The organism is Halomonas sp. B23F22_20 (assembly GCF_043496985.1).
Lineage (GTDB): Bacteria > Pseudomonadota > Gammaproteobacteria > Pseudomonadales > Halomonadaceae > Halomonas.
In genome coordinates this window covers 68,277-88,768 of the sequence record NZ_JBIEKH010000013.1, presented here as the reverse complement: position 1 = coordinate 88,768, position 20,492 = coordinate 68,277, and the positions used below count along the sequence as shown (strand labels likewise).

Sequence of the window (20,492 nt, the reverse complement as noted above, 5' to 3'; positions counted from 1 at the left end):
CACTATTCCTTCCTCCAGGGGGTACGGCCGTTCAGGCCAGCGCCTCGCTGCGACGCCCCTCCACCGCCTCGCGAAGGCGGGCGATCAGCGGCTTGAGACGCTCGTGCTTCATGGTCATGGCCGCCTTGTTGACCACCAGCCGGGTGGTGATCGGCGCGATCAGTTCGCGCGGTTCCATACCGTTGGCGCGCAGGGTGTTGCCGGTATCGACGATGTCGACGATCTCGTCGGCCAGGTTCATCAGCGGTGCCAGCTCCATGGCGCCGTAGAGCTTGATGACCTCGGCCTGGATGCCCTGCTCGGCATAGTAGCGCTTGGCGACGTTGACGAACTTGGTGGCTACCCGCCGACGTGCGTGGGCCGGCTCGGCGCCGCTCACCCCTGCCGTCATCAGCTTGCAGCCGGCGATCTCCAGGTCCAGCGGCTCGTAGAGTCCCTCGGCACCGTGCTCGAGCAGCACATCCTTGCCGGCCACGCCCACATCGGCCGCGCCGAGCTGAACGTAGGTGGGCACGTCGGTGGCGCGGATCACTACCAACTTGACGTCCGGCAGGTTGGTGTCGAACAGCAGCTTGCGGCTGGCCCCCAGATCTTCGGCGGGGGTGATGCCGGCCTCGGCCAGCAGCGGCAAGGTCTCGTCGAGAATACGGCCCTTGGAGAGGGCCAGAATCAGTTGCTTGCTCATGGTCTCGCCTGTTGTCGGCTCAGCCCGGAATGCGCCGTATCTTGGCCCCCAGCAGCTGCAGTTTTTCCTCGATGCACTCGTAGCCGCGATCGATGTGATAGATCCGATCGACCAGGGTCTCGCCTTCGGCCATCATCGCCGCGATCACCAGCGACGCCGAGGCGCGCAGGTCGGTGGCCATGACCGGCGCCCCGGACAGGCTCTCGACCCCGGTAATCACCGCGGTGTTGCCCTCCAGCGCGATGCGGGCACCCATGCGATTGAGCTCCTGAACGTGCATGAAGCGGTTCTCGAAGATGGTCTCGACCACCCGAGCGGTGCCTTCCGCTACGGCATTCAGGGCCACGAACTGGGCCTGCATGTCGGTAGGAAAGGCCGGATAGGGCGCGGTACGCACGTTGACTGCCTTCGGACGCTGGCCATGCATGTCCAGCGCGATCCAGCCCTCGCCGGTGGTCACGCTGGCACCGGCCTCCTCCAACTTGGCCAACACCGCCTCGAGGATGTCGGCGCGGGTGTTGCGCACCTTCACCTTGCCTCGCGACAGCGCCGCGGCCACCAGGAAGGTGCCGGTCTCGATGCGATCAGGCATCACGTCATGCTCGGCGCCGTGCAACCGCTCGACGCCCTCGACCACGATAGTGTCGCTGCCGTGGCCACGGATCCGCGCGCCCATCTTGATCAGGCACTCGGCCAGGTCGACCACTTCCGGCTCGCGGGCGGCATTCTCCAGAACCGTGGTGCCATCGGCCAGCGCCGCGGCCATCAGCAGATTCTCGGTGCCGGTGACGGTGACGGTGTCGAAGAAGATGGTTGCCCCCTTGAGGCGACCGTCGACGCGGGCACGGATGTAACCGCCTTCAACGCGGATGTCGGCGCCCATGGCCTCGAGGCCGCGGATATGCAGATCGACCGGCCGGGAGCCAATGGCACAGCCGCCGGGCAGCGACACGTCGGCCTGACCGAAATGCGCCAGCAACGGGCCAAGCACCAGTATCGAGGCACGCATCTTTTTGACCAGCTCGTAGGGGGCGTGACAGTCCGTCACCTGAGCGCCGTTGAGCTGGATACTCATGCGCTCGCCCATCACCGGCTGCACGCCCATGTGGCCTAGCAGTTCCAGCGTCGTGGTGATGTCCTGCAGGTGCGGCAGGTTGCCGATGGTCACCGGCTCGTCGGCCAGCAGGGTGGCGCAGAGAATCGGCAGGGCGGCGTTCTTGGCACCGCTGGCCCAGACTTCGCCATCGACGGGGCCATTGCCGGTAATGATCAACTTGTCCATGATGCCTCGGGCCTCAGACCCCCTGATTCTCGGCGGCGCTCTGCCACTGTTCGGGGGTGTAGGTCTTGATGGTCACGGCATGCAGCGCGCCGGAAGCGATCTCGTCGGACAGCGCGCCATAGATCAACTGCTGGCGCTTGACCCGGGACAGTCCTTCGAAGACCTCGCCGACGGCGACCACCTGGAAGTCGCAGCCCTCACCCTGGATATGGAATTCGCAGCCATCGAGTCGGCTCTCGAGCAGCGCCTTGACCTCTGTGGGATGCATCGAACCCTCGCTTGAATTGGTTGATCCGTGAAAGCGCCACCGCACTGCGATGGCGGGACGAACAGGCCGACCATGGTAATGAAAAGCGACGCCGTTGGCGACGTGCGCGTTGGCGACGTGCGCGTTGGCGACGTGCGCGTTGGCGACGTGCGTGTGGTGAAGGGTGCACGAGGGACACCCCCTCGCGCCGCACGCGCTAGGCTTCGGCCGGCACTTCCACCGGCAGTAGGCTGTCGAGGCCGGCCACCTGGGTCAGGCGGGCCAGCGGCATGGAGAGCCGAACCGCCTCGAGTTCGAGCTGACTCGCCCGGCTTTGACGCGTCCATTCCAGCAGCACGCTGATCGCCGCGCTGCTCACCCGATCAACCCCGCCAAGATCGAAGATCACCTGGCTGCCCGGCGAGCACTCAGCCAGCCAGCGCCTACCGGCCGCAGCCATCTCCGCAGCGCCGTCGAAGTCGACTTCGCCGGACACCGCCAGCACTGTGCCCTCGGCCTCCAGGCGATTGGTGCCGTTCTCCAGCAACAGGCTCATCCCTCGCCGCCCTGCTCCAGCTCCTCGACGGCAAGTTCCGGGGCCCAGCCGTCTATCACGGCGTCGTAGTCGCGATTCCGATCACGCATGGCCTCGTCGAACTGATTGCGGAAGGTCAGCCCCAGATTGATGCCGTTGACGATGACGTTGACCACCCGCCACTGCCCGTCATCCAGGCGTAGGGTATAGCTCACCGGATAGACGGTGCCGTCGTTGGCTACCACTTCCATGGCCACGCTGGCCTGGTCCTCGTAGCGCGAGGCTTCCTGGTTGTCGAGTACGCGCACCTCTTGATAGTCGAACGTCACCAGCCCTTTGGCATAAGTATCGATCAGCGTCTGACGGAAGGTGTCGACGAAACGCGAACGCTGCGCGGGGGTGGCATTGCGGAAATAGCGCCCCATGACGCTGGCGCCGATGTAGCGAAAATCGGCCACGTCCGCAAGGCTTTCATCAACGATCACCTCGAGCTCGTCGGGGTGCTCTCTGAAATAAGTATCACGACCTTCGATGCGCCCCATCAATTGGTTGACGCTGTCGCGAATCATTTGCTCGGGCGACTGTGCCTGAGCCAGTGCCGGCAGTGCCGTCGCCCAAAGGGCCAGGATCGTCAGGATCCCGGCCAGGCGGGGGAATAGCGTCGTCGCTCTCATCGTCTTCACTCCTTGACCATGTTGGACACGAATTGCTGGATCAACTCCTCCAGCACCAGGGCGGACTGGGTGTCGCGGATACGATCGCCATCGGCCAGCATCTCGGGCGCGCCGCCTACCGACAGCCCCACATACTGCTCGCCGAGCAGCCCCGAGGTGAGAATCGCCGCGGTGCTGTCCTCGGGCAGCGCTTCTTCCAGGTCGGCGTCCAGCCTCATGACCACTCGGGCGTCATACCATTCCGGGTCGAGCTCGATACTCTCGACCCGCCCTACGGTAACCCCGGCCATGGTGACTCGGGCCCGGGGCTTGAGCCCTCCCACATTGGCGAAGTTGGCCTCCAGGCGAAAGTCACCGCCGGGAGGCTCGAGGCTCAAACCGCTGACCCTCAAGGCGAGGAACAGCAGCCCCAGGATGCCGGCCAGCATGAACAGGCCAACTCCTAGCTCCATCGTCTTGCTGCGTTTCATTCCATGTCTCCACAAGTCCACGACGGCCCGCAGCCGCCGACGTTACCCTGTTCGCTGCTCAGGAAAGTCCACCGAACATCAGGGCGGTCAGCACGAAGTCCAGGCCCAGCACCGCCAGCGAGGCGTACACCACAGTACGGGTCGTGGCCCGAGCGATGCCTTCCGAGGTCGGCACCAAGGCATAGCCCTGGTAGACCGCAATCCAGGTCGCCACCAGTGCGAACACCAGGCTCTTGATCAGGCCGTTGAGCACGTCATCGGCAAAATCCACGCTGGCCTGCATGTTGCCCCAGTAAGAGCCTTCGAAGACACCCAGCCACTTCACTCCCACCAGCTCGCCGCCCCAGATGCCGATCACGCCGAAGCCGATGGTCAACAGCGGCAGAGCCACGAAGCCCGCCCAGAGGCGCGGTGCGACCACCCGACGCAGCGGGTCGACACCGATCATTTCCATGCTGGTGAGCTGCTCGGTGGCCTTCATCAAGCCGATCTCGGCGGTCAGCGCCGACCCGGCACGGCCGGCGAACAGCAGCGCCGCCACCACCGGTGCCAACTCGCGCAACAGCGACAGCGCGACCATCTGGCCCAGCGCATCCTCGGCACCGAAATCAACCAGAATGGTATAGCCCTGCAGCCCCAGCACCATGCCGATGAACAGGCCCGAAACCAGCACGATGGCCAACGACATCACGCCCACAAAATGCATCTGGCGCAGCCACAGCCGCACCCCTTCGGCGCTGGGCACGCCGACGGCCGACTGGACGAGCAGGATGGCCGCCTGGCCAAGCCCCTCGGTGACGTTGCAGCCCATGCGCCCCAGGCGCTGGAGCAGAGCGATCATCGTGGCCCTCCCGTGCCCAGCAGGTCGTCATAGAAGTCCATGGCGGGATAGTGAAAAGGCACCGGGCCATCCGGCTCGCCATGGATGAACTGGCTGACTCGCGGGTCGCGATCCACGTCGAGCCCCTGCGGCGTCCCCTGGGCCATCACCCGGCCGTCGGCAATCACATAGACATAGTCGGCGATGGACAGCGTCTCCTTGATGTCATGAGACACCACCACGGCGGTCAGCCCGAGCGCGTCGTTGAGGCGCCGGATCAGCTGAACCAGCACGCCCATGGAGATGGGATCCTGACCAACGAAAGGCTCGTCGTAGAGGATCAGTTCCGGATCGAGGGCGATCGCCCGCGCCAGGGCCACGCGCCGCGCCATGCCGCCGGAGAGCTCCGATGGCATCAGCGTGCGTGCACCGCGCAGGCCCACCGCCTGGAGCTTCATCAACACCAGGTCGCGGATCATCGACTCGGGCAGATCGGTATGCACGCGCAGCGGAAAAGCCACGTTTTCGAACACATCGAGATCCGAGAACAACGCCCCGCTCTGGAACAGCATGCCCATCCGTCGACGCAGTCGGAACAGCGCCTTGCGCGACAATGCATGCACTTCCTCTCCGGCGATCCACACACGTCCCGCATCGGGAGTGAGCTGCCCACCGATCAACTTGAGCAGGGTCGTCTTGCCGGTACCACTGGGCCCCATGATGGCGGTGATCTTGCCACGCGGCACCACCATGTCGAGGCCGCGGAAGATTTCCGTCTCTCCGCGGGCGAAGCGCAGGCCCTCCACTTCAATGAGGGGGGAATCGGTCATCCGTTGGTATTCCTCCGAGATTATCGAACATCGTATCCTAACCGGGCGTCACGGCGCCAGCGCCACGCCATGCCGGCTTGCGTCAGAGGCGCGCAACGGGTTCAATAGTCGCCGTTTCATCATCGCCACCATCTCGACCGGGCGGAAATCTCGCCGATCCGATCGCAGCCACCGGCACGCCCCATGTCTACCCGCCCCTTGAGCCCAGCCCAGCAACAGGCAACAATCACTGCCATGACAGACGAACTCCCCTCCTCCAGCGTCCTGCTGGCCAGCGCCGAACGCACCCTGCGGCTGGAGCAACAAGCCATCGGTGCGCTCATCGAACGCCTGGACGGCGACTTCGAGCGCGCCTGCGAACTGATCCTGGCTTGCCGCGGCCGAGTCGTGGTCACCGGCATGGGCAAGTCCGGCCATGTCGGCGGCAAGATCGCCGCCACCCTCGCCAGCACCGGCACCCCGGCCTTCTTCGTACATCCCGGCGAAGCCAGCCACGGCGATCTGGGCATGATCACCCGAGGCGACGTGGTGCTGGCGCTGTCCAATTCCGGCGAGACCGCCGAAGTCACCGCCCTGCTACCGCTGCTCAAGCGCCTCGGCACCCCATTGATCAGCATGACCGGGCGCGCGGGCTCGACGCTGGCCCGCCACGCCGAGGCCCACCTGGATGCCGGTGTCGAGCGCGAAGCATGCCCGCTTGACCTGGCGCCTACCTCCTCTACCACGGCGGCCCTGGCCCTGGGCGACGCCCTGGCCGTGGCGCTGCTGGAGTGTCGCGGCTTCACCGCCGAAGACTTCGCCCTATCGCACCCCGGCGGCAGCCTTGGCAAGCGCCTGTTGCTGAGGGTCTCGGACCTGATGCACCAGGGCGACCGCCTGCCACGCGTCGCCCTCGGCAGCCCGCTGCGCGATGCCCTGCTGGAGATCACTCGTCAAGGCCTCGGCTTCACCTGCGTGATCGCCCCATCGGGGCGCCTGGCGGGCGTCTACACCGACGGCGACCTGCGTCGCACCCTGGACCAGCACAGCGACCTGTCCGAACTGACGGTGGACCAGGTCATGACCATCCCCGGCAAGCGAGTCTCACCCGACACTCTCGCCGCCGAGGCGGTTCGCCTCATGGAAGACAACCGCATCACCGCCCTGGCCGTAGTGGATGAAGACGGCCACCCGGTGGGTGCTCTGCACATGCACGACCTGCTGGCCAGCGGCGTGATCTGACCCAAGGAGACCCCATGACCCTCGACGCCCCTTTGATGGACCCGCAACTGGTCGACCGACTGCGCCACGTGCGGCTGCTGGCCATGGACGTGGACGGCGTGCTGACCGACGGCCGCCTCTACTTCCAGTCCGACGGCGGCGAGATCAAGGCCTTCCATACCCTGGACGGCCATGGCATCAAGCTGGTGCAGCGCGCCGGCATCCAGGTGGCGCTGATCACCGGCCGCGACTCCCCGATGGTCAGCCGGCGGGCCGCCGCACTGGGAATCCAGCATCTCCATCAGGGCGTAGAGCATAAGCTGCCGGTGCTTCGCCAGCTGTGCCAACGGCTCGGACTGACCCTCGCCCAGACCGCCTATTGCGGCGACGACATGCCCGACGTGGCTGCCATCCGCCAGGCCGGCGTCGGCATCAGCGTCCCCGGCGCGCCGAGCTACATTCGCCAGCAGGCCGACTGGGTCACCGGGCGCGAAGGCGGTTTCGGCGCCGTGCGCGAAATCTGCGATACCCTGCTGCAGACCCAGGGCCACTGGGACGCCGTGCTCGACACCTATCTCCACGGCCAGGCCTGAGGCAATGCGCCTGCCTCGCCCCGGTTTCCGCACCTGGCTGTTCCTGCTGCTGCTCGCCCTGGGCGGTGGCCTGGCGCTGCTCGACCAGCGTCCGGAACCTCCCCGCGGCCCGGTGCCCCAGGACGAGGCTGGCGAGCCCGACTACTACCTGGAGGACGTTCACCTGACGCGCTTCGATGTCCAGGGCCGCCCCCATCAGCAGTTGACGACGCCGCGCCTGGTCCACACCCCCTCTGACGACGTCACCCGCCTGGTCACCCCGGACGCCCGACTGCACGACGACGCTGGCCGCCTGTGGCTGGCAGCGGCCGAGCGTGGACGCCTAGATGCTGGTGGCAATCCGCTGATCCTGGAGGGGCAGGTCCGTCTGACCGCTCCCGAGGAACGCTGGCGACTCGAGACCGAACGTCTTCACTACGACGCCGATGCCGGACACGCCTGGAGCGATACCCCGGCGCGGCTGAGCCAGCCTCCCCAGTGGATGCGCGGCGAGCGCTTCGACGCCTGGCTCGATGACAACCGCGCCCGACTGACCGACAATGTGCGCGGCCACCACCCGCCGGACATCCAGGAGGATCCCGAGCCATGACGCGACCGCCTTTCGCTTCGCTGCTGGTCCTGACGCTACTTGCCACCACGCTGGCCACTTCTGCGGCACAGGCCCTCGAGGGCGATGCCAGCGCCCCCATCCAGGTAGAAGCCGATCGCCTGGACCTCGACGACCGGGCCGGCACCGCCGTCTATCAGGGCGACGTGAACATTCAGCAAGGCAGCATGCAGTTGACCGGCGATCGCGTCGAGATCCAGCGCAACGCCGCCGGCCAGCTGACTTCCGCCACCGCCACCGGCCAGCGCGCCTACCTGGAGCAGAAGCCCGCCCCCGACCAGCCACTGGTCCGGGCCTGGGGGCGCACGGTGGTCTACCACGTGGCCGAACGCCGCATCGAATTGATCGACCAGGCCGAGCTTCACCAGGGCGGGGACACCTTCGACGGCGGCTACCTGGAGTACTTCCTCGACCGCCGGGTCGTTCAGGCCCGCGCCGATGCCGAGGGCGTCGACGAGCGCCAGCGAGTGCGCATGACCCTGGAGCCGGAACAGCAGGACGGCCAATGAAGACCCTGAGCGCCCATCATCTGGCCAAGAGCTACAAGCGTCGCCGCGTGGTCCATGACATCAGCCTGGAGATCCGCCAGGGTCACATCGTCGGCCTGCTGGGCCCCAACGGCGCCGGCAAGACCACCTCCTTCTACATGATCGTCGGCCTGGTACGGGCCGACGCGGGGCAGGTCTCCATCGACGACCACGACCTCTCGGGCAGCGCCATGCACGAGCGGGCACGAGCCGGTATCGGCTACCTGCCCCAGGAAGCCTCGATCTTCCGCAAACTGTCGGTTGCCGACAACATCATGGCGATCCTCGAAACCCGCCGCGATCTCGGCCGTCCCCAGCGCCGCGAACGCCTCGAACAACTGCTCGAGGACTTCCACGTCACCCATATTCGCGACAACCTGGGCATGAGCCTGTCCGGCGGCGAGCGGCGACGGGTGGAGATCGCCCGAGCCCTGGCCACCGAACCTGACTTCATCCTGCTCGACGAGCCCTTCGCCGGCGTCGACCCCATCTCGGTAGGCGAGATCAAGGGCATCATTCGCCAGCTCAAGGCCCGTGAGATCGGGGTGCTGATCACCGATCACAACGTCCGCGAGACACTGGACATCTGCGACGGCGCCTACATCGTCGGCGACGGCCAGATCATCGCCAAGGGCGACACCGAACAGATCCTGGCCAACCAGCGCGTACGCGACGTCTACCTCGGCCAGGACTTCCGACTCTAAGCTCAACAGCTTCGCAAGTCACTGATATAGCGTCGCCAAGCGACGACGGGCATGCCAATTGCCATTGGCATGCTAATTGCTTCATCAACACTTGCATGGCGCCATCCGGGGCACTAGGGTAGGAAACTCTTCGCCGGAGGAGTGGAACCATCCATGGCCATGAAGGCATCCCTGCAACTGCGCGTCGGCACCCAACTGACCATGACGCCCCAGCTGCAACAAGCGATCGGCCTGTTGCAGCTCTCGACCCTCGACCTCCGTCAGGAAATCCAGCAGGCGCTGGAAGCCAATCCCATGCTGGAGCTCGAGGACGATTTCGGCGAACAGGCGGTCGGCGAGACCCCGGAAGACGACTGGTCCGACGAGATTCCCGCGGAACTCTCCGTGGACAGCGACTGGTCGGACACCTTCCAGGATGCCGGCGGCAGCGGCGAAGCCCCCGACTTCGAGCGTCAGGCCGCCGGCCAGAGCCTGCAAAGCCATCTCGGCTGGCAGTTGGCCATGAGCGACCTCGATGAGCGCGAGACACGCATCGCCGAGAGCCTGATCGACGCGGTCAACGCCGACGGCTATCTGGATCAGCCGCTGGACGAGCTGCGTGACGGCCTGCGTGCCCAGGGCCTGGCAGGGCTCGCCACCCGCGAGGTAGAAGCGGTGCTGATGCGCCTGCAGCAGTTCGAGCCCACCGGGGTCTTTGCCCGGGATCTACGCGAGTGCCTGATGCTGCAGCTCGCCACGCTACCCGATGACACGCCACTACTTCCCCAGGCCAGGCGTCTGGTGCGTCAATTCCTGGAGGCCCTGGCCGGTAACGATCGTCGCCTGCTCAAGCGACGCCTGGGGCTCGACGACGACGCCCTCGACCGTGTCATCACCCTGATTCGCGGCCTCGATCCACGACCGGGCAGCGCCTATGCGGGCGACGACAACGACTACGTGATTCCCGACCTGGTCGCTCGCCACACGCCACAGGGCTGGCGCATCGAACTCAACCCCGAGGCCATGCCGCGGCTGCGTATCCAGCCCGACTATGCCGCCCTGATCCGCCGCGCCGACAAGAGCGACGACAACCAGTTCCTCAAGGACCATCTCCAGGAGGCTCGCTGGCTGATCAAGAGCCTGACCAGCCGCAACGACACCCTGCTCAGGGTCGGACGCGAGGTGATGACCCGCCAGATCGACTTCCTCGAACAGGGCGAGGAGGCGATGAAGCCGCTTATCCTGGCCGACATTGCCCAGGCGGTGGAGATGCACGAATCGACCATCTCGCGAGTGACCACCCAGAAGTTCATCCATACCCCGCGCGGCGTATTCGAGCTCAAGTATTTCTTCTCGAGCCAGGTCGGAGACGGCGAGGATGCCCACTCCAGCACCGCCATCCGCGCCCGTATTCGCAAACTGATCCAGGACGAGCCGTCGCGCAAGCCACTGTCCGACAGCAAGCTGGTCGAACTGCTCGCCGAGGAAGGCATCGAGGTGGCCAGGCGTACCGTCGCCAAGTACCGCGAGGCAATGCAGATCCCCTCGTCCAGCCGGCGAAAGCGTCTCGGCTGATACCACGGGGAGACTCCCCAGAAGGGCGTGGAAAAGCGCCTGGCGCGGGGGGTTTGCACGGCACCAAAAAGGGTTACAATCGGATCACCACCCAAGGAGCAAGGAGCGTGTCATGCAAGTCAACCTCACCGGCCACCATGTGGAACTGACCGATCCCCTGCGTGACTACGTGCAGGAGAAGCTCACGCGCCTCGAGCGCCATTACGACAACATCACCACCGTGCAGGTCACGCTCTCCGTCGAAAAGGAACGTCAGCAGGCCGCCTGCACCCTGCATGCCGCCGGTGCCGATCTACACGCCGAGGCGATGGACGGCGACATGTACGCTGCCATCGACGCCCTTGCCGACAAGCTGGACCGCCAGTTGGTCAAGCACAAGGAAAAAACCCAGGCCCGCGCCCAGGGCGCCGCAAGCGTCCGCTGAGCTGCCATGTCTCTCGAAGCCATCCTGCCCCCGGAGCGCACCCTGTTCGGTGTGCCCGGGGGAAGCAAGAAGAGGGTGCTGGAATTCTTCAGCACCTTCATTGCCCAGAACACTCCGAGCCTCGACAGCCAGGAGGTCTTCAGCCGGCTGATCGGTCGTGAGCGCCTCGGCAGTACCGGTATTGGACATGGGGTCGCCATCCCCCATTCCCGCAACCCGCACTGCAAGGCCCCCATCGCCGGCTTTCTCAAGCTCGCCGAACCGGTCGACTTCGATGCCATCGACGGCGAGCCCGTTGACCTGGTATTCGTCCTGTTGGTCCCTGAAGAGGCCGATGATGCTCATCTCGCCCTGCTCGGCCAGGTGGCCAGCGTGATGAACGACGCCGAAACTCGCAGCGCACTACGCCGGGCCGACAGTCAGCGAGCGCTCCACGACTGCCTTCTTGAGGCCATTCGACGACAGGCCCCGGCCGCCAACGGGCGCAGCTGAGCCCCGCGTCCGCCCCGACCAGGAGATCCGTCATGCAACTCGTCATCATCAGCGGACGCTCCGGCTCCGGCAAGTCGATTGCCCTGCAAGCCCTGGAAGATCTCGGCTTCTATGCCATCGACAACCTGCCGGCCATGCTGCTGGGCCCGCTGGTAGACGAACTCAGCAGCGGCCAATCTCTGCGCAGCGCCATCGCGGTAAGCATCGACGCCCGCAACCTGCCCCACGCCCTGGAGCGATTTCCGTCGCTGCTCGAGGACGTTCGCGCCCGCAACATCCATTGCCAGGTCATCTACCTGACCACCGACGCCCGGATTCTTCTGGAACGCTATTCCGCTACCCGTCGCCGCCATCCCCTGACCCGGGACAGCGAGATGACGCTGGCCGAAGCGATCGATAGAGAAGAGGAAGCGCTGACCGAGATCCGCGACCTTGCCGACCTCTTGATTGATACTTCACGACTCTCGGTACACGATCTGCGCGGTCGCATCACCGACCAGGTCGCCGGTCATCGTCGCGAAGGCCTGACGCTGACAGTGGAGTCGTTCGGCTTCAAGCGCGGCGTGCCCCTGGATGCCGACATCGTGTTCGATGCCCGCTGCCTGCCCAATCCCTACTGGGACCCGCGCCTGCGCGATGCCACCGGTCGCGACGCCAGCGTCATCGACTTCCTCGAGGGCTATCCGATAGTCGACGAGATGGCCGACGACATCCTGGCCTGGGTCGAACGCTGGTTGCCTCGCTATCGCGCCAGCCAGCGCAGCTACCTGACGGTGGCGATCGGCTGTACCGGCGGACAGCATCGTTCCACCTACCTGGCCGAGCGTCTGGCCCACCGTCTGGCCGCGACTCATGCCGGCGTGCGGCTCCGCCACCGCGAGCTGAGCCTGCAACTCACCCTTCCCGCCCCGAACGACGACGCCGAGGACCGCTAGTCACGTGCCCAGACGCAAGCTGACCCTGATCAACAAGCGCGGCCTGCACGCCCGCGCCGCCACCCGCCTGGTACAGTGTTGCCAACCCTTCGTGTCGCAAGTCACCGTCTACCACGGTGAGCAGCAAGCCGATGCAGCCAACATCATGGCACTGCTGATGCTCGCCGCCCCCTGCGGCACCGAGCTGACACTGGAAGCCGACGGAGAAGATGGCGAGGCAGTGCTCGATGCGCTGGAAGAACTGTTCGAGGCACGCTTCGACGAAGAGGCCTGAGAGCTGGAAGCTGGAAGCTGGAAGCTGGAAGCTGGAAGCTGGAAGCTGGAAGCTGGAAGCTGGAAGCTGGAAGCTGGAAGCTGGAAGCTGGAAGCTGGAAGGCAGCGTATAACGAACCGCCCCTATGGCAAGTGCCTAGGGGCGGTTTTTCTTCGAGCTTCCAGCTTACGCCCGCGGAGCGGGCGATCTTCCGGCTTATAGCGGGCGAAGCCCGGCTTACCCGCCCGCGACCGTCATCTCGTCGATCAGCCAGCTGCCGGTATGGATGCTGCCCCGGGTATCGGTATCGTCACCGACTCCCACCAATCCCTTGAACATCGCTTCCAGGTTGCCGGCAATGGTGAACTCCTCCACCGGATGTTGGATGCGTCCGTTCTCCACCCAGAAGCCCGCCGCACCACGCGAGTAATCACCGGTGACGCCGTTGACGCCCTGCCCCATCAGTTCCGTGACCAGAACCCCGCGATCCATGCGCGCTAGCAGTGCCTGCTGCGACTCGAGCGGTGCGGTGAGACGCAGGTTGCGCGCGCCGCCGGCATTGCCGGTGGTATCCATGCCCAGCCGCCGTGCGCTGTAGGCGGACAGTAGGTAGCTCACCAGCTGTCCCTGATTGATGAAGACGTTGTCGCGGGTTTGCACGCCGTCGCCGTCGAAGGGGCTGCTTGCCATACCCCCGATCAGCATCGGCTTCTCCTGCAGCGAGAACCACTCCGGAAATAGCGTATCGCCTAGCCGGTCGCAGAGAAACGAGGACTGCCGGTAGAGCGCACCGCCGGCGATGGCCCCGAGCAAGTGGCCGACCAACCCCGACGCCAGGCTCGGATCGAACAGCACCGGCATTCGACCAGTGGCCGGGCGCTGCGCGCCGAGACGGCGCAAGGTACGCTGCGCGGCGCTCTCGCCCACCGCCTCGGGGGCCAGCAGCTCGCGAGCATCGCGGGCGCTCGTGTAGTCGTAGTCGCGCTGCATGCCATGCTCGTCTTCGGCGATCAGCATGCAGGACAGCGAGTGGCGGCTGCCGCGCTGGCTGCCGAGGAAACCGTGGCTGTTGGCATAGACCCGTACGCCCTCGCCGCTGGACAGCCCGGCACCATCGGAGCTCTTGATGCCGGCCATGCCTCGGCCGGCGGCCTCGCAGGCTAGCGCAATATCGATCGCCTGCTCGGTGGAAAGCGCCCAGGGATGGTGGACGTCGAGGTCCGGCAGCTCGCGTGCCATCAGCTCGGCCGGAGCGAGCCCGGAAGCGGAATCCTCCCCGGTGTGGCGGGCGATTGCCAGGGCCTTCTCGACCACGTCCTTGATCGAGGCCTCGGAGGCGTCAGTGGATGAGGCACTCCCCTTGCGCTGTCCGACGTAGACGGTCACCGCGATACCTTGATCCCGTGACAGCTCGACGGTTTCCACCTCACTCTCGCGCACATTGACGCCCATGCCCTGGTCGACGCTCGCGCCCACCTCGCAGGCATCGGCACCGAGCCGGCGGGCCAACGCCAGGGCCGCCTCGGCGCGGGTTTCCAGCAGCGACTGCTGGGCGACGGCATCGAAAGCCTGTGTCATCGTCTTGACTCCTCACTCGACCGGCCCAGAGGCCGATACACAACATGGTCGTTTGGCCAGCCCGCCGCGACGGGCTGGTATACTGGGCCCATTCCCACGCCCCGATGTTCAGAATTCAGGACGCCACATGACCCAGGATGATGTCTCTTCAGCCGACGAACGGCCCAGCAAGTCGCAGCTCAAGCGTGAAATGCACGCCCTCCAGGAACTCGGCGAACGGCTGATCGCCATGCGCGAGGCCGAACGCGCCCGCTTCCCCCTCTCCGACGACCTGCTGGCGGCGATCGAGGAGACCGGCCGCATCCGCGCCCGTGAGGCCCGCCGCCGCCACATGCAGTACGTCGGCAAGCTAATGCGTCGTGAAGACCTCGAGGGCATCCAGGCGGTGTTCGACGAGATGGACCGCGAGCAGCTGCGCCGGGACCACGCCTTCCATCGCCTGGAACAGTGGCGCGACCGCCTCATCGAGGAGGACGACGCCCTCGAAGCCTTCATCGCCGAGTTCCCCGACGTCGACCGCCAGGCCCTGCGTCAGCTGATCCGCAACGCCCGCCGCGAGCGCGCCCAGGACAAGTCGCCGACCAACGCCCGCCGGCTGTTCAAGCTGATCCGCGAGACCGCAGAACTCTGAGGCGGCGAGCCACGGGCCTCGGGCTGCGAGCATAAATCAAGACTGGCTGCCCGAAGCCCGAAGCTAGGGTTTCTCTTCCAGCTTCCAGCCGCGAAGCGGCGCTCTTCCAGCTTCCAGCTTCCAGCTTCCAGCTTCCAGCTTCAGGACTGGGTGCCCCCCACGGTCAGCTCATCCAGCTTCAGCGTCGGCTGGCCGACGCCCACCGGCACGCCCTGTCCTTCCTTGCCGCACACGCCGATGCCGGTATCCAGCTCCAGGTCGTGGCCGATCATCGACACCTGGCCCATGGCCTCCGGCCCGTTGCCGATCAAGGTAGCGCCCTTGACCGGGGCGGTGATGCGACCGTCTTCGATCAAATAGGCCTCGCTGGCCGAAAACACGAACTTGCCCGAAGTGATATCCACCTGGCCGCCGCCGAAGCTCACCGCGTAGAGGCCGCGGGTGACACTTTTGATGATGTCGGCGGGGTCGTCCTGGCCGGCGCGCATGTAGGTGTTGGTCATGCGCGGCATCGGCAGATGGGCGAAGGACTCGCGACGCGCGTTGCCGGTCGGCGCCATGCCCATCAGCCGGGCGTTGAGCTTGTCCTGCATGTAGCCGGTGAGGATGCCATCCTCGATCAGGGGGGTGCACTGGGTAGCCGTGCCCTCGTCATCGACGGACAGCGAGCCACGCCGGTCGGCCAGGGTGCCATCGTCGACCACGGTCACGCCAGGGGCCGCCACGCGCTGCCCCATGCGACCGGCGAAGGCCGAGCTGCCCTTGCGGTTGAAGTCGCCCTCCAGGCCGTGGCCCACCGCCTCGTGGAGCAGGATGCCCGGCCAGCCGGCGCCCAGCACCACTGGCATCTGGCCGGCCGGGGCGTCCACGGCGTCAAGATTGACCAGCGCCTGGCGCACCGCCTCCTTGGCGAAGCGCTCGGCGACATTCTCGTCACGCAGCCGGGACATCGGATAGCGGCCACCCCCGCCGGCGCTGCCGCGCTCGCGACGGCCGTCGCGCACCGCGATGACGCTGACGTTGAAGCGCACCAGCGGGCGCACGTCGGCCGCCAGAGTGCCGTCGCTGGCGCGCACCAGTACCACTTCATAGACACCGGTCAGCGAGGCGCTGACCTGGCTCACCGAGGGGTCGGCAGCCCGGGCGACGCGGTCAGCCTGCTTGAGCATGGCGACCTTGTCATCGGCCGAGAGACCAGCGAGCGGATCGACCCCCACATAGCGAGCCGTTGGCGCCGCCAGCACCTGGGGGGCGATCGACAGGCGCTTGCCGCTACGCACGATGCCGGCGGCGGTGCGGCCGGTCTCGGCCAGGGCGTCCATGGTGATCTGATTGGAGTAGGCGAAGCCGGTCTTCTCGCCGGCCAGGGAGCGCACGCCGACGCCGCCGTCGATGTTGTAACTGGCCTCCTTGACCTCACCGTCCTCCAGCACCCAGCCCTCATGCCAGCTGCGCTGGAAGTACAGGTCGGCATAGTCGATGCCGGCGCCCATGGCGTGGCCGAGGCCGGCGTCCAGGGCATCGAGATCGAGCCCGCCGGGCGTCAGCAGCGCCTCGGCGGCCTGATCGAGCAGGGGTTGCGTATGTGATGTCATTCGGCACTTTCCAGAGCAATGCGCGGTGAGGCCCATGGCCCCTCCACGCGATAGTGAATTCGGGTCACGCGGTCGAGGGCATCACCGAACAGCTTGTCGGCAATGAACAGCGCCCCGCCGACTACCGGCGCCCCGGCGATCACCGCCGCCAGCGGCAGATTGTTGCTCACCGGAAGTGTGACGCCGAGACGCTGGTCGAGTTCTCGCCGCGCCAGGTCGACGCTGCCCTCCAGGGTGAAGCGAGTGGCCGGGCCGTCGATCTCCACCGGCCCTCGCGTCTCCAATATCCCACCATACAGGGTCGCATCGCCGTTGACACGATCGAAGGCGGTGCCCTGCCCGGTGACGTCGGAGAAATCCAGGGTCAGGCGGCGCAGCAGGTTGTCCACGTTGAGCAGGCCGACCACCCGCGCCGAGGGCGACTCCAGGTTGACGAAGCGGCCATCGCGCAATGCCACCTCCAGGTTGCCTCGGGAGCGCGCCAGGGCGAACTGCCAGGGCGCGCCGGGCCAGGCCAGCTGGCCGTCGACCCGCGTCTCGGCGTTGCGAATGGCCACCGGCTGGCCGAGCGCCTCCAGGGCAGTGCCCAAATCGCGGCCGTCGACGTCCAGCCGCGCCCGGGTCAGGCTGGCCTCGGGGCCGGTGGCCTCCCAGATCAAGTTGCCGCGGGCCTCGATCTCGCCCAGAGTCAACGCCAGCGGATCGATCACCAGTCGATCCGGCTCGGCACGCCACTGGGCGTTCAGCGGGCCGAAGGGCCGGCCCTGATAGCGCAGCTCGTCGATGCTCAGCCGCCCCGCCGGCAGCTTGCCGAGCGAACCCGGGATGACGGCCGGCGTCGGCGGCACCTCAAGCTCGTCGAGCAGCCGTCCACCGCCCTCGGAGGCCTCGGTATCGGCCGGCAGCAGTCCATCGAGGCGCAGGCTGGACAGCGACAGGTCGAGGGGACGCGCCAGGTCCGGCCGATACTCGAGGCGGCCGGCCAGCAGGCTGCCATCCAGCGCCAGCTGCCAGCCGCCGGCCACCGGTTCGCCTTCGGCGATCAACGAGCCCAGGCAATGATCGTCGACGCTCACGCAGTCGGTATCCAGGGTCAGATGCGCGATCGCGCCGCCGGCCCCCGACGCCTCCTTACCCACTCCCTGGGCCAGCGGCGCCAGGGCGCGCCCCCAGTCCGCTACCACCAGGCGCGGCAGGTAAGCCTGCAGCGACCAGCCGGGCTCGCTCGGCCAGGTCGTGGGCGCCTCGCGCCCCAACCAGGCTTGCCCCTGGCCACCGCGCTCGGGGCGCCAGCGCCAGCCCAGGGCATTGCTCAAACGGCCCGACCAGGCGCCAGCCTCGCCAAGCGCAAAGCGCAAGCGCAGGTCACGGGACGCACCCGCCGCCTTGCCCAGCGGCGACGGCAAACCAATGGCCAGGCCATTGAGATTGCTACGTAGGTTGAGCGTCGGCGAGTCAGCCTTCATGTCGACATCGCCCTGCCAGTCGAGCCGTCCGGACAGCAGTTCACCGGCGCCGGCCGGCGCCCCCAGCTCGGTGAGCGCCTCGGCCTGGGCGGTGCCCGAGAGGTCGACGCGACCTTCGCCGGTGGCCAGCTCGGCCCGGATGGGGCCGCCGAGCAGGCGCCCCTCGAGGCGACCTTCGAGCGCCCCTTCTTCCCCGTGCTGGTGCCAGGCCAACGGCCCTGCTAGGTCACGAAGGGTCAGCCCGCTGGGCCCGTGCGTCAGGCGAGACAGGTCGGTATCGCCCTCGATATCGAGACGCAGCGACTCGGGATCATCCAGCGACAGCGCCAGGTCGAGGTCGGCATCGAGGCGGCCTTCACCCTGCCAGTCCTCGGCCGCTTCGATGCCGTCGACCGGCAAGGCGGCCAGATAGCGCGACAGCGCCGCTGCATCGGCCTCGAGCGGCCCTTTCACCGACAGTTGCTCGCCTTTCAGTTGCACCTCGGCGTCGCGGGTCAGGACGCCGAGGCTCTCGGCGCGATCCACCTCTGCGCTGAGCGTATCGTCGCGCAGCTTCAAGTAACCGGTCACGCCATCCAGTGCCGGCCAGCCATCGGCAAAGGGCAGCCGCCCCTCCTCTACCGCCAGGTCCAGGTTCAGCGTCGGCTCGACGGCCGGCAGCTCCCCCTCGGACTGGCGCAGCGGCGCATGAAGCCGCAACGATCCTTGCGGCACCCGCCCAGCCAAACCGCCGGCCAACCAGTCGGCAAGCTCCGGCGTCTCCTCGCGCAGCAGCACCATGGGCAACCAGTCGGTCAGCGGTCGCGAGCGGGCATCCACCTCACGGAAGTCCAACGTCAGGCCGAAGCCACCGCGCTGAGGGCCACCCATCGAGAGGCCAAAACCTCCCGTCACCTCGGCGCCGCGCCAGCCGACCGCAAGCCCCTGGCCGCTGACGAAGCTGCGCGGGCCTTCATACCCCCAGCTCACTTCGCCGCCGGCATGCGAAAGCGACATCGGCGCCTCGAAAATCTGCGGAAAGGCCAGCTCGGTACCATCGCCGCCGACGAAGCGCACCCGCCCGTGATTGCCGTCGGCCTCGAGCCACAGATCCAGCGGCCCGCCGCCCGGCGCCTGCTGCCAGGGATCGACGACCACCTGGCTGGCACTGACGCGTGCGCGCCATTCGCCCTCCCGATAGCCGAGCCCCATGGCATTCACTCGCCCTCTCGGCGCGAGCGACGCCAGGCTGCGATCCAGTGCCTCGGGCAACGGCAGGCGCGTCCGCCAGGCCGCCAGGGCGGCGAGGTCGAAAGGCCCGGTGGTGAGCCACCAGTCGCGCGCGTCACCCTCCAGGTACCAGTCACGCGGCAAGGGGCGCCCGCCGGCCGAGGCCTCGGGGCCGGCCACCTTGCTCGCATCCCCATGTATCCAGGCCTGCCAGTCGTCGGCGCCCGCTTCGCGACGCCACTGGCCACGCAGCGTGGCATCTTCTAGCACGATGCCGGGCGCCTCGGCAGCATCCTGGGCCTGGCGAAGGGCCACGCGCGGGGCGCTGACATCGAGCCGCGCATCGGCCAGTCGGCCGTGGGTCCAGCGCCCCCAGAGTCGAGCGGTACCCTCCATGTCGGCGAAGTCCGGCAGCGCCTCGACGCCAAACAGCGATGACAGGCCGGTGAGACTGTCGAGGCTCATGTTCGCCTGCAAGGCAGCGCCGAAGTCGTCGAGCCCGCCTTCGCCCGGCACCAGTTCCATGACCACCGTGGCGGCTTCGCCGGGGCGACCGCGCAGGCGCATCTGCCCTTCAAGATGGGTACGGCGCGCATCGCCGACCATCAGCAGCTGCGGTGCCTCGAGCACCGCCTGGCGCTCGCGGCCATGAAGCACGACCTCGAGATCCTCGGCCCAAGCGCGCTGGCGGAGCAGCACGCCGACCCAGAAGTCCAGGCGCGCGAGATCGAATTCGCTGTCGGGGATCAGCTCGGGGGGAACGTCGGCGGGCTCCGGCCAGCGCCATCGGCCGTCCTCAGCCTGATAGAGGTGCAGGGTAAGGCCGGACAGCCGCGCATCGGCCACCACCGGCATGCCGTCGCGCAGGCTGGCGGCGGCATCGAGCCTCAGCCTGGCGCCGCTCAGCTCGAGCAGCGGACGCTCGCCACCGTCAGGGCCCGCCCGCAGCGACAGACCATACATCTCGAGCTCGGGATCGAGACCGGCCAGTTTGCCGTCGATACCGTCGAGACTTACCGCGGCGTCAAAACGCGCCGACAGCAGCGCCTCCAGGCGCGGCGTAAGCTGGTCGGCCTGGCCGAGCAGCAGTCGCAGCACCAGCGTCAGCAGCGCCACCAGGGTGAGCGCCGCCGCCAGCAGCGTCAGGGACCAGCGGATAACCAGGCGGATCGGCGACATGG

22 protein-coding genes are annotated in these 20,492 nt (G+C 67.1%); 11 read left to right on the top strand and 11 right to left on the bottom strand.

What is annotated here, in order from left to right; genetic code table 11:
* Positions 1–31: 31 nt before the first annotated feature.
* From hisG to ACGTN6_RS12390, 8 genes are all read right to left on the bottom strand, one after another.
* Positions 32–685: an ATP phosphoribosyltransferase gene (hisG, locus tag ACGTN6_RS12425; protein ID WP_394591960.1), complete on the bottom strand. Its 654-nt coding sequence runs from the start codon at positions 683–685 to the stop codon at positions 32–34.
* Positions 686–704: 19 nt separating this feature from the next.
* Positions 705–1,967 carry a UDP-N-acetylglucosamine 1-carboxyvinyltransferase gene (gene murA, locus ACGTN6_RS12420; RefSeq protein WP_394591958.1) on the bottom strand — a complete coding sequence of 421 codons (1,263 nt, stop codon included), beginning with the start codon at positions 1,965–1,967 and terminating at the stop codon, positions 705–707.
* Positions 1,968–1,980: 13 nt separating this feature from the next.
* Positions 1,981–2,235, bottom strand: coding sequence for a BolA family protein (locus ACGTN6_RS12415; RefSeq protein WP_394591957.1), 255 nt, complete (start codon positions 2,233–2,235; stop codon positions 1,981–1,983).
* Between the two features lie 196 nt (positions 2,236–2,431).
* Entirely contained in the window at positions 2,432–2,770 is a 339-nt protein-coding gene (locus ACGTN6_RS12410; RefSeq protein ID WP_394591955.1) for an STAS domain-containing protein, read from the bottom strand.
* The gene (locus ACGTN6_RS12405; RefSeq protein ID WP_394591953.1) at positions 2,767–3,423 is read right to left on the bottom strand and encodes an MlaC/ttg2D family ABC transporter substrate-binding protein; all 657 of its coding nucleotides are present in this window, start codon (positions 3,421–3,423) and stop codon (positions 2,767–2,769) included. Before ACGTN6_RS12405 ends, ACGTN6_RS12410 begins: the two co-directional genes overlap by 4 nt.
* A gap of 5 nt (positions 3,424–3,428) precedes the next feature.
* Positions 3,429–3,893 carry an outer membrane lipid asymmetry maintenance protein MlaD gene (gene mlaD / locus ACGTN6_RS12400; RefSeq protein WP_394591951.1) on the bottom strand — a complete coding sequence of 155 codons (465 nt, stop codon included), beginning with the start codon at positions 3,891–3,893 and terminating at the stop codon, positions 3,429–3,431.
* Between the two features lie 58 nt (positions 3,894–3,951).
* Entirely contained in the window at positions 3,952–4,734 is a 783-nt protein-coding gene (gene mlaE, locus ACGTN6_RS12395) for a lipid asymmetry maintenance ABC transporter permease subunit MlaE (protein ID WP_394591949.1), read from the bottom strand.
* The gene (locus tag ACGTN6_RS12390) at positions 4,731–5,543 is read right to left on the bottom strand and encodes an ATP-binding cassette domain-containing protein (protein WP_394591947.1); all 813 of its coding nucleotides are present in this window, start codon (positions 5,541–5,543) and stop codon (positions 4,731–4,733) included. The genes mlaE and ACGTN6_RS12390 overlap by 4 nt, the downstream gene beginning before the upstream one ends.
* A 234-nt stretch (positions 5,544–5,777) precedes the next feature.
* Here ACGTN6_RS12390 and ACGTN6_RS12385 point away from each other — a divergent pair, with 234 nt between their 5' ends.
* From ACGTN6_RS12385 to ACGTN6_RS12340, 10 genes are all read left to right on the top strand, one after another.
* On the top strand, positions 5,778–6,764 hold the full coding sequence (locus tag ACGTN6_RS12385) for a KpsF/GutQ family sugar-phosphate isomerase (RefSeq protein WP_394591945.1): 987 nt from the start codon (positions 5,778–5,780) through the stop codon (positions 6,762–6,764).
* A gap of 14 nt (positions 6,765–6,778) precedes the next feature.
* Positions 6,779–7,336: a KdsC family phosphatase gene (locus ACGTN6_RS12380; RefSeq protein ID WP_394591943.1), complete on the top strand. Its 558-nt coding sequence runs from the start codon at positions 6,779–6,781 to the stop codon at positions 7,334–7,336.
* Between the two features lie 4 nt (positions 7,337–7,340).
* Complete coding sequence (lptC, locus tag ACGTN6_RS12375) at positions 7,341–7,925, top strand: LPS export ABC transporter periplasmic protein LptC (RefSeq protein WP_394591941.1); 585 nt, start codon at positions 7,341–7,343, stop codon at positions 7,923–7,925.
* On the top strand, positions 7,922–8,452 hold the full coding sequence (lptA, locus tag ACGTN6_RS12370) for a lipopolysaccharide transport periplasmic protein LptA (protein ID WP_394591939.1): 531 nt from the start codon (positions 7,922–7,924) through the stop codon (positions 8,450–8,452). Before lptC ends, lptA begins: the two co-directional genes overlap by 4 nt.
* Positions 8,449–9,174 (top strand): LPS export ABC transporter ATP-binding protein, encoded by a 726-nt coding sequence (lptB, locus tag ACGTN6_RS12365; protein ID WP_394591937.1) that lies wholly within the window; start codon positions 8,449–8,451, stop codon positions 9,172–9,174. Before lptA ends, lptB begins: the two co-directional genes overlap by 4 nt.
* 153 nt (positions 9,175–9,327) lie before the next feature.
* The gene (locus ACGTN6_RS12360; protein ID WP_394591935.1) at positions 9,328–10,728 is read left to right on the top strand and encodes an RNA polymerase factor sigma-54; all 1,401 of its coding nucleotides are present in this window, start codon (positions 9,328–9,330) and stop codon (positions 10,726–10,728) included.
* Between the two features lie 112 nt (positions 10,729–10,840).
* Complete coding sequence (gene hpf / locus ACGTN6_RS12355) at positions 10,841–11,152, top strand: ribosome hibernation-promoting factor, HPF/YfiA family (protein WP_183389724.1); 312 nt, start codon at positions 10,841–10,843, stop codon at positions 11,150–11,152.
* Between the two features lie 6 nt (positions 11,153–11,158).
* The gene (locus tag ACGTN6_RS12350) at positions 11,159–11,644 is read left to right on the top strand and encodes a PTS sugar transporter subunit IIA (protein ID WP_394591933.1); all 486 of its coding nucleotides are present in this window, start codon (positions 11,159–11,161) and stop codon (positions 11,642–11,644) included.
* 32 nt (positions 11,645–11,676) lie between these two features.
* Entirely contained in the window at positions 11,677–12,579 is a 903-nt protein-coding gene (rapZ, locus tag ACGTN6_RS12345; protein ID WP_183389726.1) for an RNase adapter RapZ, read from the top strand.
* 4 nt (positions 12,580–12,583) lie between these two features.
* The gene (locus ACGTN6_RS12340; protein WP_394591930.1) at positions 12,584–12,853 is read left to right on the top strand and encodes an HPr family phosphocarrier protein; all 270 of its coding nucleotides are present in this window, start codon (positions 12,584–12,586) and stop codon (positions 12,851–12,853) included.
* 216 nt (positions 12,854–13,069) lie between these two features.
* Here the strand turns inward: ACGTN6_RS12340 and pmbA are convergent, their stop codons facing one another.
* Complete coding sequence (gene pmbA / locus ACGTN6_RS12335) at positions 13,070–14,410, bottom strand: metalloprotease PmbA (RefSeq protein WP_394591928.1); 1,341 nt, start codon at positions 14,408–14,410, stop codon at positions 13,070–13,072.
* 127 nt (positions 14,411–14,537) lie between these two features.
* Between pmbA and yjgA the strand changes: the two genes are divergently transcribed.
* Positions 14,538–15,041 (top strand): ribosome biogenesis factor YjgA, encoded by a 504-nt coding sequence (yjgA, locus tag ACGTN6_RS12330; RefSeq protein WP_394591926.1) that lies wholly within the window; start codon positions 14,538–14,540, stop codon positions 15,039–15,041.
* A 140-nt stretch (positions 15,042–15,181) separates the two neighbouring features.
* On the opposite strand, the gene tldD is transcribed toward yjgA, so the two are convergent.
* Together tldD and ACGTN6_RS12320 are read right to left on the bottom strand one after the other, a co-directional pair.
* Entirely contained in the window at positions 15,182–16,636 is a 1,455-nt protein-coding gene (gene tldD, locus ACGTN6_RS12325) for a metalloprotease TldD (protein WP_394591925.1), read from the bottom strand.
* Complete coding sequence (locus tag ACGTN6_RS12320; RefSeq protein ID WP_394591923.1) at positions 16,633–20,490, bottom strand: YhdP family phospholipid transporter; 3,858 nt, start codon at positions 20,488–20,490, stop codon at positions 16,633–16,635. Before ACGTN6_RS12320 ends, tldD begins: the two co-directional genes overlap by 4 nt.
* Between the last annotated feature and the right edge of the window lie 2 nt (positions 20,491–20,492).